This window comes from Rheinheimera sp., from assembly GCF_036568245.1.
GTDB lineage: Bacteria > Pseudomonadota > Gammaproteobacteria > Enterobacterales > Alteromonadaceae > Alishewanella.
In genome coordinates this window covers 1-12,772 of the sequence record NZ_DATCSY010000097.1, presented here as the reverse complement: position 1 = coordinate 12,772, position 12,772 = coordinate 1, and the positions used below count along the sequence as shown (strand labels likewise).

General features: G+C 49.6%; 12 protein-coding genes. 6 read left to right on the top strand and 6 right to left on the bottom strand.

The window, feature by feature from the left end; genetic code table 11:
• The first annotated feature begins 839 nt into the window (after positions 1-839).
• Positions 840-989 carry a hypothetical protein gene (locus tag VIN66_RS04300; protein WP_331922844.1) on the top strand — a complete coding sequence of 50 codons (150 nt, stop codon included), beginning with the start codon at positions 840-842 and terminating at the stop codon, positions 987-989.
• Between the two features lie 8 nt (positions 990-997).
• Here VIN66_RS04300 and VIN66_RS04295 read toward each other — a convergent pair whose 3' ends face one another.
• From VIN66_RS04295 to VIN66_RS04280, 4 genes are all read right to left on the bottom strand, one after another.
• Positions 998-2,005 carry a hypothetical protein gene (locus VIN66_RS04295; protein WP_331922843.1) on the bottom strand — a complete coding sequence of 336 codons (1,008 nt, stop codon included), beginning with the start codon at positions 2,003-2,005 and terminating at the stop codon, positions 998-1,000.
• Positions 2,006-2,298: 293 nt separating this feature from the next.
• Positions 2,299-3,531, bottom strand: coding sequence for a Card1-like endonuclease domain-containing protein (locus VIN66_RS04290; RefSeq protein ID WP_331922842.1), 1,233 nt, complete (start codon positions 3,529-3,531; stop codon positions 2,299-2,301).
• 29 nt (positions 3,532-3,560) lie between these two features.
• Positions 3,561-4,766, bottom strand: coding sequence for a CRISPR-associated ring nuclease Csm6 (csm6, locus tag VIN66_RS04285; protein WP_331922841.1), 1,206 nt, complete (start codon positions 4,764-4,766; stop codon positions 3,561-3,563).
• Positions 4,767-5,046: 280 nt separating this feature from the next.
• Positions 5,047-5,511, bottom strand: a complete 465-nt coding sequence (locus VIN66_RS04280; protein ID WP_331922840.1) for a CreA family protein — start codon at positions 5,509-5,511, stop codon at positions 5,047-5,049.
• Between the two features lie 191 nt (positions 5,512-5,702).
• Between VIN66_RS04280 and VIN66_RS04275 the strand changes: the two genes are divergently transcribed.
• The 5 genes from VIN66_RS04275 to VIN66_RS04255 all read left to right on the top strand — a co-directional run bounded on the left by VIN66_RS04275 (position 5,703) and on the right by VIN66_RS04255 (position 10,382).
• Entirely contained in the window at positions 5,703-6,251 is a 549-nt protein-coding gene (locus VIN66_RS04275; RefSeq protein ID WP_331922839.1) for a cytochrome b, read from the top strand.
• A gap of 152 nt (positions 6,252-6,403) precedes the next feature.
• A complete protein-coding gene (locus VIN66_RS04270) occupies positions 6,404-6,754 on the top strand; it encodes a BON domain-containing protein (RefSeq protein ID WP_331922838.1) in 351 nt (116 codons plus the stop codon).
• Positions 6,755-6,870: 116 nt separating this feature from the next.
• Positions 6,871-9,276, top strand: coding sequence for a zinc-dependent metalloprotease (locus VIN66_RS04265; protein ID WP_331922837.1), 2,406 nt, complete (start codon positions 6,871-6,873; stop codon positions 9,274-9,276).
• Between the two features lie 31 nt (positions 9,277-9,307).
• Positions 9,308-9,874, top strand: a complete 567-nt coding sequence (locus VIN66_RS04260; RefSeq protein ID WP_331922836.1) for a GNAT family N-acetyltransferase — start codon at positions 9,308-9,310, stop codon at positions 9,872-9,874.
• Positions 9,864-10,382, top strand: a complete 519-nt coding sequence (locus VIN66_RS04255) for a phosphoglycerate mutase family protein (protein ID WP_331922835.1) — start codon at positions 9,864-9,866, stop codon at positions 10,380-10,382. The genes VIN66_RS04260 and VIN66_RS04255 overlap by 11 nt, the downstream gene beginning before the upstream one ends.
• Positions 10,383-10,417: 35 nt before the next feature.
• Here the strand turns inward: VIN66_RS04255 and VIN66_RS04250 are convergent, their stop codons facing one another.
• Both VIN66_RS04250 and VIN66_RS04245 read right to left on the bottom strand, forming a co-directional pair.
• On the bottom strand, positions 10,418-11,185 hold the full coding sequence (locus tag VIN66_RS04250; protein WP_331922834.1) for a substrate-binding periplasmic protein: 768 nt from the start codon (positions 11,183-11,185) through the stop codon (positions 10,418-10,420).
• Between the two features lie 189 nt (positions 11,186-11,374).
• On the bottom strand, positions 11,375-12,772 hold a 1,398-nt coding region (locus VIN66_RS04245; protein ID WP_331922833.1), incomplete at its 5' end, for a PLP-dependent aminotransferase family protein.

The window sequence follows — 12,772 nt, the reverse complement described above, 5'->3', positions numbered from 1 at the left end:
GGCTGATGTTTAATCACTGCCCGGATATGACGGGATTAAGACAAAGATAAAGCTACAGCTACGATCATTTTTACGTTTAATCACTGCCCGGATATGACGGGATTAAGACATATGCTGCCGATCAATCCTGGGCAGCTCACTTGTTTAATCACTGCCCGGATATGACGGGATTAAGACTCTTCGTATCGCCCAACATTGTTGTTGGCTGATGTTTAATCACTGCCCGGATATGACGGGATTAAGACGCCCAATGCTCGTTCCCTGCCTCAAAGCGGGGAAGTTTGCTCACTGCCCGGATATGACGGGATTAAGACACAGTGCCAACAGCCACTACTGCAAAATAGCCGTTTGATTACTGCCCGGATATGACGGGATTAAGACGCAAAGCTTTCTTTCGCTTCGCTGAACGTACCGGTTTGATCACTGCCCGGTTATGACGGGATTAAGACAACTTGCCTGCGTGGAATTTGCTGTAGGTAGTGTTTGATCACTGCCCGGTTATGACGGGATTAAGACTCAGCATTTTCGCGCTTTTTGGAGCAGTCTTTGTTTGATCATTGCCCGGTTATGACGGGATTAAGACATAAGAGCTTCATTTTTTGCTAAGCTTGCTTCTGTTTAATCACTGCCCGGTTATGACGGGATTAAGACCCAGTAAACTTGGCGATATCAGAGCCAATTCCTGGTTTGATCACTGTCCGTTTATAACGGGCACTGTTCGAATTTTAATTCGATTTATAGGTCTGGTTTATATAGCGTAAACACAAGTTTGTGCGCGCTGAAGGTGAAGCAACAGTCAGTAAGCTGTTGGCATGATTTATTTTGATAGGTCAACAGCCATGCGCATTGAGTTGCTGCTATTTTTAAACCGCTTTAACCGCGTTGAAGTAATCAGTGTTTTGCTGGCACTGCCACTGTTGCTGCATTGCCAGCCACCCGATCTTCCGCTGTGGGCCTGTGCCTTATGGCAAGTCAGGCCCAACGCTTAGGCTAGGGGTTAAGTCAGTTTAGTAAAGTCATTAAAGGTAAAGTCGTAGTTAGTCACTTCTTTGCTGTTGGTATCTATGTATTGGTTATGCACATCGGTCACTGTCGCCACCAGGGCACCGGCGACAGAGGTGTGTTTTTGCCAGCCGGTAATATCAATCACAATGTCAGACTCAGTAACCTGTTGTTGTATCAGGGTATGAACGGCAAAAAACACAGCAGCACTGGTGTCTTCAAAATTTGCACTATTGATACCGCGTTTTTTATAGTCACCACTTGCTGAAAACTCGCAGAGAGTAAATTTTTTGTCTGAGGTGTTTTCACACATTATCAATAACTTAAGTTGAAGTGGCTGGTTAAACTTCCACAGCTTCAGCAGTGCTTGCAGGCTTTCTACAAACTCCGTAATCATCGCAGCACTTCCTTCAAGCGCTTTGCCGTTTTTATCGGTCGACGGTGCGGAGAGGGCAACAATCACTTGTTGTAACTTGCTGGGGTGGCCTGATGCTGGAAATAGCTGGCTATAAATAGCTCTAAAGGGCATTTCCCAATTAATTATGGGGTTATAGGACTTCATATTTGTGTCCATTATTTCCCACTCTGATGCGTTGTTTTGTATTTCGTTGAGCAAGGGAAAATCCGTACCGTCCTTGGTTTTCCGATAGTGCTGTGCCAATGGGGATAAAAACAGCAGCAAATGTGTTTTAGGGCTTGGCTGTTGGCTGAACAATTTATTGTAGGGTTGGATTAAATGACGACTGATCACATAAAACAGCTTCAGGCTATATAGTGTGATGATGACAAGAAATAAGCAGTTGGCCAACGTCGGTAGCCAGTAGCTAATAACTGAACAGATAAAGCCGGCAGCCAACCAATAAAAAGCCGATTGAATACGGTAGCTTATGTATTCAGCTACCGCCATCAGGCCCAATATAACAATCAATATTGCGCTGAGGTTGTGTTGGTTTATGTCGGTTTTCAAAAACAGCTGTACTAAATAACCCGCTAAACCAATCATGGTGCCCAGTAAAATGGCCAGGATAATTAACACGCAGCTTCGTAGAATAAAAACCCCTAAGTTGTCGGCAGATTGTTTGGTGCCACTGTGGTGTTTTTGTTTGGTATAAGTAATGCTTGTCAGAACGACAAGTAACACCAGTAACAGGCCGGCAGCGACAGCAAGCGTCGCGTTATACGGCAACGCGTGCTTTAGATAATCCTGCAAAATACTGACAAAATAGCCAACACTAATCAGCATCAGCGGCGTCACTATATAACCCAGCAGGTTTTTAACAGACATAGCGTTTAGTTTCATCGTGCTTGTGCTCCACTATTTGGCCAGACGCCTTTTTGTTGCCATTGAGCTAATTTGTCTTTGAGCTGTAATAGCTCGGCCGCTTCTACCACATGGATATCGCGGGCTAAGGCGTTTTCGCGGACAAAGACTTTATGTTGGCCCTGCGTTTGGTGGTTTACCGGCAGGGCTGAAAGCAGCACCCGGCTGCAATACTGGCCACCGACCTGGCTGGCGATGCTATCGAGTTTGTAAATAATCTGGCTGTCTTTCAGGCTGTCTTTACCTAAACGGGCGGTTTTGCATTCCACCAGCAATAAGCGGTTGTTATGACACACCAAGCCGTCCAATTCATTGCGGATATTGGCTTTGTGGTTTTGGTCATTGGTAATTTCTACCCCGGCATGGCTGTCGGCCAGCTCCAGTTGCTGGCACACCAGGTAAAAATATTGCTCCAGCCAGCCACCATGTAAATACAGCAGTGCACTGTGGCTGGTAAAACGAATGCTTTTGGCGGCGTCTGGCTGCCAGTGCAGCAAGCCGCATTGCTGCATGTGCGCCAATAAAGGTTTAAAGGCAGAGTGCATGCTAAACAGCTGTTGTTCGGGGTAGTTGTCTTCCGGCAGCCTGGCTACATCGGCAGCTAATTTATTAATTTGGCTTATCAGCTGAGCGGTAAGGTCGGGTTCTTTATTGAGCTGGGTAGCCAGTGCAAAGCTAAGGTTTTTGCAGTGCAGCAGTTGTTCCAGCCATTCTGGCTGGTCTGACTGGGCACGGCGCCGGCTATGGCCTGTGGCTTTCAGGTAGGCGCTGCTGTCAAGCAAGCCTGCAACATAAGCCGGTGGCTGGTTAAGCGGCAAAATATATTCCAGTTGGTTAACGTCACTGTTTAAATACAGCTGGCGGCAATCGCTGTCGTTAAACACTGTGGCCAGTGCCAGTACCATTAGTTTGGTGCCGCCTGTGGTGTCAAAATCAAAGCGGGCATTTGGGTACTGCTGCTCCAGGCTAGCTTTACATTCCAGGCCAAATTCCTGAATTTTCTGCACATTGCTAGAGGGCAAACCGGCAAAGTCGAGCACAGTGCAGCGGCTTAAGGTTTCAGTACTTTGAATTAATTTGTGCAGCGCCTGCTGCTTGGCCGCCATTTCTTTGGTGGTAAGGCAGGCAATAACATCGGGCGGGTTTTGCAACAAAGGTAATAAGTTGGCCATAGCCTGGCCTGTAACCACCAATAAATGAATCCGCATTAGTCCTCCCCGTTAATGTTTAAAGTGGGCTACATCTGAATTTGTGCTGGCGCTAACCACATGCCATAACTGCCGCGTTGGCTGGATTGGCCAAATTGCAATTTGCGGCCGTCGGGTCGCTGAATAATGGCTGGCATTAGTACTTCGGTCAGTGCTGATGGCAGCTGGCTATACAGGAACTCTTTTAAGTTGGTGCGGCGGGTATCAAAAAAGCTGCCATTGACTCCATCATTACTGAGCAGCGATTCCAGTGTTTTTTGCTCCAGCAGATCGTGGTCGTACAAAAGTTCCAGGCTTTGGCTGAGCTGACGGCTGTCGAGTTGTAACCCAGCCATTTCAGCCAGTTCGGCCAGATACAACTTAGTGACCAGCGCTTTACTGAGCTCATCTACCGGCCGTTCGATGCTGACATCCTCGTCAGGGCTGCGAGGCCTGGCGATCATGGCCCAAAAAGCAAACTCCAGTTTGCGTTTACTGAAATCCAGACATAAGTCATTCAGCCAAACCTGCGGCTGGTGCCGCTGGTGACAAAACTTCAGTTGCAGTTGGCCGGGTTGCTGCGCCAATTGCAGTAAACGAATCAGCTCGATATAAGACACCCGGCTGAATTGTTGCAGTAAGGTACTGCTGACCATACTGCGCTGGCTGATAAAGGGGATCTCTGCCAGTGTTACCTCAGCATCACGGGCATCTAGTTGGCTGCCGTCCCGCGCGACAATACGTTTACTCTGCTGGGTAGGAAAATAAAAATCGGGGATGGCTTCGTACGGCTCAGACACCAGCACATGGCTGAGCCGGTCAAAAGGGCGGCCAAATAAGGTCATGGCATAGCCCAGGTAAAAGGTCATTGTCTTGCGACCCCCGGCAATAGAGGCGTGAATACGTTGATTAAGGTTTTCACTGAGGGTTGCGACCTGAGCTGTTATAAAGTCGGCCAGGGCTTCCTGATCTTCCAACGTGCGGGCATCGTCCACTGCATTGCCTGCCGCGTCCGGGATCACCAGAATGTCCTGTTCGCTGAAGGCTGGCACAGGCCGCTGGACTTCCTGACACAGCGCGAGCAATTGACCGGAAACCAATAAACCTAAGCGAGCTTCCTGCTTGCCGCGTTTGGTGGTGAGGATCAGGATTCGGTCAGGCCATTCCAGCCCTTGTTGCGCTATGGCATAAAGGGTTTCTGTGACAACCTGAGGAGACAACCCTGTTACTGCCAGCAGAAGTGTTTGATTGACCATTACAAATCCTTTTTTTTTACGCGATCTGTGGCGTAGATAATCGCGCTATTCCTGAGCAATTGGCGGCTAACAAGTTTGTTAGCGTATAGCTGATTTTTAAGGTAAATGAAAAGTGAGGGCTGCGCAATTAATCATCAATTATCAAGGGTGTAAGTCTAATACTCACTAGTCACAAACTTAATTACACGCTGACAAATAAATTGCGTTATAACTGAAAACCCGGCTCTGATGCCGGGTTTTTTATAACATCACTTAGCTGATGTTGATATCAGACTAGGTATTAAGGTTGAGCCTTTACTGCGCCGTAAGCCTCTGTATCCCACAGCGGCACTGTCGACAAACTGTGTTTAAAGCTACCCGAGGTTTCTTTGGTTGAGTACGACAGGTACATCAATGTCTGGTTTTCGGCATCGAAAATCCGCCGTATTTTCATGGTTTTAAAAAAGATGCTTTTGGATTTGGTAAACAGTACCTCACCATTTTTGCTTTTATCTATTTGCGCAATCATATCAGCGGTAATTGGGCCGGTCTGGCGGCAGGCAAGCGAGCTGTCTGAAGGGTCTGATAAATCGAGGTTAGCTTCAATGCTAGCTACATGACAGGTAACCCCGGTTACCACCGGATCGGCAACGGCATCAAGTTTAATATCCTTGGTGGTGAAAATACCCAGCGACACATCACCCACTTCATTTTTGTCGCAACCGGTAAGCATCAATAGTACGAAAATGCAGTAAAGCGCGCGCATGATAAAACCTCCTTAAATTATTTATTTCAACCCTGATAAAGCAGCATAACATTGTCGGCGGTGCTTGCTTAAGAAATCTTTAAGGTTAATAACACAACATTATGTCAGAATAATCTGGCGAAAATATGGCAGCTGCAGGTGACTGCAATGTAACCAGGCAATAATTACAAAACCATTGTTACGAGGATGCTATGGGGTTTAAAAACACAAAGGAGCGCTATAACCGGTTATCTATCACGTTACACTGGTTGATGGTGCTGCTGATAGCCGCAGTTTACGCTGTGATTGAATTAAAAGGTATTTACCCGCGAGGCAGTGAACCGCGCGAAGCGATGAAAATGTGGCACTTTATGCTTGGGCTGTCGGTGCTGCTATTGGTGCTGATAAGAATTTTTGTCCGTTTTAGCAGTGGCAAAGCACCTGTTATTACACCGGCTATTGCCAACTGGCAGGCCATGCTGGCAAAAGTAGTGCATTTGGCTTTGTACGCGTTGATGCTGGGCCTGCCAATTGCTGGCTGGTTTATTCTGAGCCTGAGCGGCAAACCGATCCCATTTTTCGGCTTGGAATTACCGGCTTTGGCCGCTGAAAACAAAGAGCTGGCGAAAACCGTGAAAGAAATTCATGAAACAGCAGGTAAAGTTGGTTATGCGCTGATTGGTCTGCATGCCGTTGCCGCTTTGTTTCATCACTATATCCGGCGGGATAGCACACTCAAGCGTATGTTGCCGGGTAAATAAGTTTTTCATATCAAAACAGCACCCGGCGTCACCATGCCGGGTTCTCTTGTGTTGCCAAGTCAGTGGCAGTGAGTCAGGCCCTGTTCAGTGTTCTGTGCCATGCTTAAAACGGTTACAGCAGTATCACAATTACCTTCACCAAGGAGCGAATTATGAATACGTTAGCAAAACCCGTTTTGGCCCTGTCGGCACTGCTGGTGCTGGGCAGTGCGTTAGCAGGCTGCGAAAAAGATGTCATTAACGAAAAAACCGGCATGCCGGAAAAGCGCGTGATGATTGAAGATGGCGTGGCGGATGATATTGAGGTGTCAAGCGCTGTACAGCAGGCGCTGCAGCAGGAAGACAAGCTGAGCAAGTTTAACTTCCATGTAGAAACCCGCAAAGGCGATGTCACGCTAAAAGGTGAAGTCGATACCGAAGAGCAGCGTATGCTGGCAGAGCGGACAGCACTTAACACCGCCGGTGCCCATGCCGTTAACAACGAGATAAAAGTCAGGCAATAACCTTTGGTTGTACTGATTTCTTTTCAGGCAGCAACGAACGTTATATAGTGGTTTTCCTTTGTAACTTAGCATGTTAGCAAATAGCTGAATGTGCTGGACGGATAACAGGAAAGCCGATGAAAACCTATTCTTCTAAGGTGTTGTTGTGCCTGATATTGGTACTGCCCTTGGCTGGCGCAGTGCAGGCTGCCGATAGTGGCAGTAACGCCAAAACCAGTGCAGCGAAAACAGCCGTTACTGTGGCCGATTACACCCGGGGTATGACGCATCAACGCGGCTACTTTGATTTTTACCATGATGCTACCCAGGATAAGCTTTATCTGTTGATCGATAAGCTGGAACAGCCGTTTATTTTTCAAAGCTCTTTGCCGCGTGGCATGGGGTCTAACGACATTGGTCTGGATCGTGGCCAGCTGGGTGAAACCCGGCTGGTGCAGTTTGAACGTTTTGGCAGTAAAGTGCTGCTAAAACAGCTTAATACCTACTACCGCGCTGAATCAGACAACAGTGCAGAGCGCGCCAGTGCAGAAGAAGCCTTTGCCAGTTCAGTGATTGCCGGCTTGCCGGTGGTAGCCGCAGAGCCGGGACGGGTACTGGTGGATTACACTGCTTTTTTGCAAAGCGACATTCATCAAATCAGCGCGAGCCTGGCGAAACAAAAGCAAGGCGACTTTAAGCCGGATAGCAACCGCAGCGGCGTATATTTACCCCGTAGTAAAGCGTTTGAGCGCAATACCGAACTTGAAGCTTTAGTCACATACGCAGGTGACAATGCCGGTGAATTTGTGCGTCAGGTAGCGCCTTCAGCCGATGCGATTACGGTACACCTGCATCACTCACTGATTGCCTTACCCGAGCCGGGCTACCAGAGCCGGGCGTTTCATCCGTATTCCGGCTACTGGAATACCGAATACCGCGATTACGGCACAGACTTTGGTGCGCCTATTGTGAAACGGTTGCTGCCGCGCCACCGGCTGCAAAAGAAAGATCCCTCAGCCGTGCTTAGCGAAGCGGTAGCGCCAATAGTCTATTACCTCGACCCCGGCGTGCCGGAGCCGGTGCGCACAGCGCTGATTGACGGTGCAATGTGGTGGAATAGTGCCTTTGAACAAATCGGTTATAAAAATGCATTTCAGGTAAAAGACTTACCGGCAGATGCTGATCCTATGGATGTGCGTTATAACGTGATCCAGTGGGTGCACCGTGCTACCCGCGGTTGGTCTTATGGTGCCAGTGTCACCGATCCGCGTACCGGCGAAATTATTAAAGGTCATGTTACGCTTGGCTCATTGCGGGTGCGGCAGGACTTTTTAATCGCGACCGGCTTAACTGCACCTTATGGAGTGGATAAGGCGGATGTCAGTAAACAAAAAGCCATGGCGCTGGCGCGTATCCGCCAATTGTCGGCGCATGAAGTTGGCCACACGCTGGGGCTTATTCATAATTTTGCCGGCAGTGGCAATGGCCGCGCAACAGTGATGGACTACCCGCACCCGCAGGTTGATTTACGCGATGGCAATATCAGCCTCGATAAGGCCTACCGTGAAGGGCTGGGCGAGTGGGACAACTATGCCATTGCATACGGTTATGGCGATTACAATGTGCAGCAGTTAGCCGGGTTGGTGCGTGCCGCCCGTGCCGGTGGTTTGCAATTTATGGCAGATCAGGATGCCCGGCCAGCAGGTGGCTTAAGCGCAGTTGGCCACTTGTGGGATAATGGCGCCGATGCTGTGGCCGAGCTTAAGCGTCTGGGCGAGGTGCGTAAAGCGGCGCTTGCCAACTTTGGCCTGGCGAATATTGATAGCGACCAGCCGCTGTCATCGTTACAGGAAGCACTGGTGCCAATTTATTTGCTGCAGCGTTATCAGGTTGAAGCGGTCAGTAAGCTGCTTGGCGGCGCTTATTATGAATACGAGCTAAAAGGCGACTACGACACGCCCAAAGGGCTGCGCTGGGTAGATAACAATATGCAGCAACAGGCACTTGAAGCCTTGCTTGCTACGCTGACGCCTGAGTATCTGGCACTGCCGGATACGCTGTTAACACTTATCCCACCAAAAGCCTTTGGCGATGCCGATAGCAGGGAAAGCTTTAAAGGCCGCTTCGGGCTGGCGTTTGACCCCTTATCAGCAGCAGAAGCCTCTGCCAACCACACCTTGCAGTTTGTGCTGCATCCGCAGCGGTTAAACCGCATCAGTGCTTCAGGCCAGCTTAAATCGGTATTGCAGGCAGTACTTAACGCTACCATTAAATACAAGGCGGTAAAAAATCAGCCGCAGCTGCAACAGCGGGTAGCACATGTAGCATTTTACCAGTTGATGCAAAGCCTTACCGCTAAAGAGCTGGCACCGGAAGCCAGAGCAGAGCTACAGGCGCAGCTGACCACATTAGCTGCCTGGTTACGCAAACAGGATGATGCCGGGCTGCAGCTATTGCACAGTCAGTGGCAGGGCTATCTGCAGACTGGTCTTTGGCAACCGCTGTTTGTGCCTAAGGCATTGCCGCCAGGCTCGCCGATATAGCCGTGCAACCAATAACGTTAAGGATAAATAAATGACACTGCAAATTGCTGCAAGTGAGCGGCTGAAGTATGCGCTGATGTCGCAAGACGACGCTACGTTGTTATTTGACGTCGATCAGGACGAAGAAGTGATGCGCTTTATCAATGGCGGTCGCTGTACCGCCATGCAAACTATCGTTCAGGTGATGCTGCCAAGAATGAATATGTACCGTAACCCTGTTCTCGGCTATGGTATATGGCAGCTAAGGCGGCGTAGTGATGATGCTTACCTGGGCTGGGTATTGATCCGGCCTATGGGGTTTAATACCAGCACACCCAGTACTGAGGATGTTGAGATTGGCTGGCGTTTAAAGCGGCAGTATTGGGGCCAGGGCTATGCCAGTGAGGCTGCAAAGGCGATAGCAAGCGCAGTACTGGCAGATAAGCCACAGGTGATGTGGTTATCAGCTATCGCGATGCCGGATAACACTGGCTCTATCGGTGTCATGCGTAAGCTTGGTATGCAGTTTGTGAAACGTTACATGCATCGTGATGCGCTGGGTGATACTGATGCGGTGTTATATCGCATGCCGGTAAATGGAGAACGTGATGTTGTTTAAACTGCGCCGTTTAGCTGTTGTTTTGCTCACCTTACAGGCGTTTGACGTGGCGGCCAATACGTTTTATCTGGTAAGGCATGCTGAAAAGCAGCCTGGCGGGGCCGACCCGGCGCTGACTGTATGCGGTGAGGCCCGTGCACAGGCACTGGCTGCCTATCTGGCCGATGTAAAACTGGAAGCCGTGTATGCAACAGCGTATCAGCGCACGCAGCAAACCGCGGCAGCGGTTGCGCAAAGCCAGCAATTAAAGGTGTCGCTGTACGATCCGCGCGATACCGGTGCATTGTTACAGCAACTGGCGAGCCATTCGCAACCGGTATTGATAGTCGGACATAGCAATACCATACCGGCTTTGGTTACCCGGTTGAGCGATATCACAATGGCGCCGCTGGATGAGCAGGATTACAGCATGTTGTACCGCGTAGATAACAGCGCCCAAAGCCCAACGGTTACGTTACTCCGCCAGGCGTTTAGCTGTAAAAGCGTTGAACAGACAAAGCAGCTTTGAATAAAGCCGGCACAGGCAAATACCGGCTTTAGGGGTTAAAACAGCGGAATAATTCTGTCGCCATAAATCGCCTTAATGCTGCCATCTGCCGTCATCTGCTGCAGGCTGGTTTGAATGGCGGTAGTTAGCTGCGGGCACTGACAGTGTTTACTCAGACCGATATAGGTGCGCTGCGGTTTAACAATGCTGACCGGAAAGCTGACTTCGCGAATTTTTTCTCTAAGTTGCGGGTGCTCCTGCAGCACAGCACTGACTAACGTAGAGGGCAGCAGCGCCGCTGTCACCCGTTTTTTTGCCACCACTTCCAGTGCAGAATATACCGAGTTAACCCGTATAATTTGGTGTGGCGGCATAGCATCTATCACCACAGTAACGTCCGGGTGAAAACCAAAATTACGGATAGCAGCCAGAGTCATTGTCGATAGCTCTGCTACCTGCTCCAGCTTACGGTTATCATCCGCCGCTAAATACACCCGGTCAGGATGACGGGCACCGTAGGGGATATAATCTATGTCTTGCCGGCCTTCACCGGTTTTGATAAGGCCGACCACCAAATCGCTGCTGCCATCGCCAAGCTCTTTTATGCAGCGCCCCGGCGGCGTGGCTTTGCTGATTGCCAGCTCAAACCCAGCACGCCTGGCCAGTTCGCGCATAAAATCTACAGTGACCCCTTCGGCTTCCCTGGCGGGGTTATTAAAACTAACGCTGCCGGGAAACTCCCAGGCGCACCATTTCAGCTGCGGGCTGGCATACAGCGGCAGCACTGCAATGAAGCAAGCTGGCAAGAGCAGTAATCTCAGCATGGTGTATGCGTCTCCGTAATGTGTCTAATTGCTGGTAAAGATATCCTGCAAGCGGCACAGATGTTCACACCTGGAAAATACGATATATCAGTATATGACGTTAGCATCTGTGTCGCATTGTTGTCAGCATCTGAGTTGTGCATTGATGTTATTCACTCTAACCGGACACACCTGTTTTAGCTAACTAAGCTACCGTCCGAGTATCTCCAGTGTCTGATCATACGGCAGGCGCAGCGCTTCTGTTGCCTGTTGCTCTGACTGAATATTGGTATAACCAATAACCAGGCCGTAACGCTTAGTCTTACCGGCGTACCAGGCTGATAGCGGAAACACCAGCAGCTGGTGCTGTTGCCAGATAGCAGCCAGCTGTTCGTCCTGATTACCTGTTTTTAAAAACGCCACTATATGCATGCCACCATCAGTCAGTTCAACATAAAACTGTGTCGGGTAAACGCTGTGCAGCGCATTTAACACCATCTGGCGGCGGGCCTGGTACAGGGTGCGCATTTTTTTTAAGTGCTTGAAAAAATGCCCCTCAGCAATAAAACGGCTGAGAATTTGCTGCGGTAATAGTGGCAGGCTGGTTTCAACGATTTCCGCTGTCTCATGAAAGCGGTTAATCAGTGCTTTGGGTAGCACGATATAGCTGATACGCATAGCCGGCATGATGGTTTTGCTGAACGTACCGACATAAATTACCCTGTCTGCACTGTCCTGACTTTTCAGTGCCGGCAGCACTTTTTTGGTGTAATGAAATTCGCCATCATAGTCATCTTCTACTATCCAGGCTTGCTGCTCCTGCGCCCACTGCAACAACTGCTGGCGCCTGGGCAGCGACAACGTTACTGCCAGTGGGCTATGGTGTGCCGGAGTGGTAATAACAAAGCGGGCATCCCGCTGGTAGTTCAACAGGTAATCAACGTTCAGGCCCTGGCTATCAACGGGCACATAGTGCAGGTTTTCCGCTATGCGTTTTAATAACTTCTGGCCAAAGAAGTAACCGGGGTCTTCATACACCACTTTATCGTGGCGTGTGGCCAGCGCTTGCAGGATCAGAGCAAGGCTGTGTTTGTAACCGCTGGTAATACACACCTGGCTGGCGCTGCAATTAAGGCCGCGTGATATATTGACATAGTTGGCAATGGCTTCACGCAGTGGCGCATAGCCCATCACCGGCGGTGTCAGCATGTGCGCCGGGCGCATAGCGCGGATATCTTTACCGGATAACAGCAACCATTTTTTGTATGGGAACTCATCCAGCGCCGGTATCCCCAGACGGAAAAGACCGGGATTATCGCGCAGATCTATCAGTTGCTGCAGTTTATGATCGTCAACCTTATTTTCCGTTTTCCTGGCGTCGGGTTTCACTTTCAGATCCGGGTTAACGACAGTACCGCGCGCACCTCTGCTGACTAAATACCCCTCGCCAATCAGAATGTTATATGCCGTTTCAACGGTTTTTTTAGCTACGCCCAAATCTGCTGCCAGTACCCGGATGGCCGGTACTTTTTCCCCGGGTTTAAGGTTGCCGGCCAGGATTTGCTGTTTATAGCGCTGATAAATTGCCTGATAACCGGTCATCATGTC

What these genes read in the sequence shown, in the direction of transcription:
- VIN66_RS04290 (WP_331922842.1), bottom strand. Translation starts at nt 3,531, where the DNA reads ATGCGGATTCATTTATTGGTGGTTACAGGCCAGGCTATGGCCAACTTA.
- VIN66_RS04280 (WP_331922840.1), bottom strand. Translation starts at nt 5,511, where the DNA reads ATGCGCGCGCTTTACTGCATTTTCGTACTATTGATGCTTACCGGTTGC.
- VIN66_RS04295 (WP_331922843.1), bottom strand. Translation starts at nt 2,005, where the DNA reads ATGATTGGTTTAGCGGGTTATTTAGTACAGCTGTTTTTGAAAACCGAC.
- VIN66_RS04250 (WP_331922834.1), bottom strand. Translation starts at nt 11,185, where the DNA reads ATGCTGAGATTACTGCTCTTGCCAGCTTGCTTCATTGCAGTGCTGCCG.
- VIN66_RS04265 (WP_331922837.1), top strand. Translation starts at nt 6,871, where the DNA reads ATGAAAACCTATTCTTCTAAGGTGTTGTTGTGCCTGATATTGGTACTG.
- VIN66_RS04270 (WP_331922838.1), top strand. Translation starts at nt 6,404, where the DNA reads ATGAATACGTTAGCAAAACCCGTTTTGGCCCTGTCGGCACTGCTGGTG.
- VIN66_RS04255 (WP_331922835.1), top strand. Translation starts at nt 9,864, where the DNA reads ATGTTGTTTAAACTGCGCCGTTTAGCTGTTGTTTTGCTCACCTTACAG.
- VIN66_RS04275 (WP_331922839.1), top strand. Translation starts at nt 5,703, where the DNA reads ATGGGGTTTAAAAACACAAAGGAGCGCTATAACCGGTTATCTATCACG.
- csm6 (WP_331922841.1), bottom strand. Translation starts at nt 4,766, where the DNA reads ATGGTCAATCAAACACTTCTGCTGGCAGTAACAGGGTTGTCTCCTCAG.
- VIN66_RS04300 (WP_331922844.1), top strand. Translation starts at nt 840, where the DNA reads ATGCGCATTGAGTTGCTGCTATTTTTAAACCGCTTTAACCGCGTTGAA.
- VIN66_RS04260 (WP_331922836.1), top strand. Translation starts at nt 9,308, where the DNA reads ATGACACTGCAAATTGCTGCAAGTGAGCGGCTGAAGTATGCGCTGATG.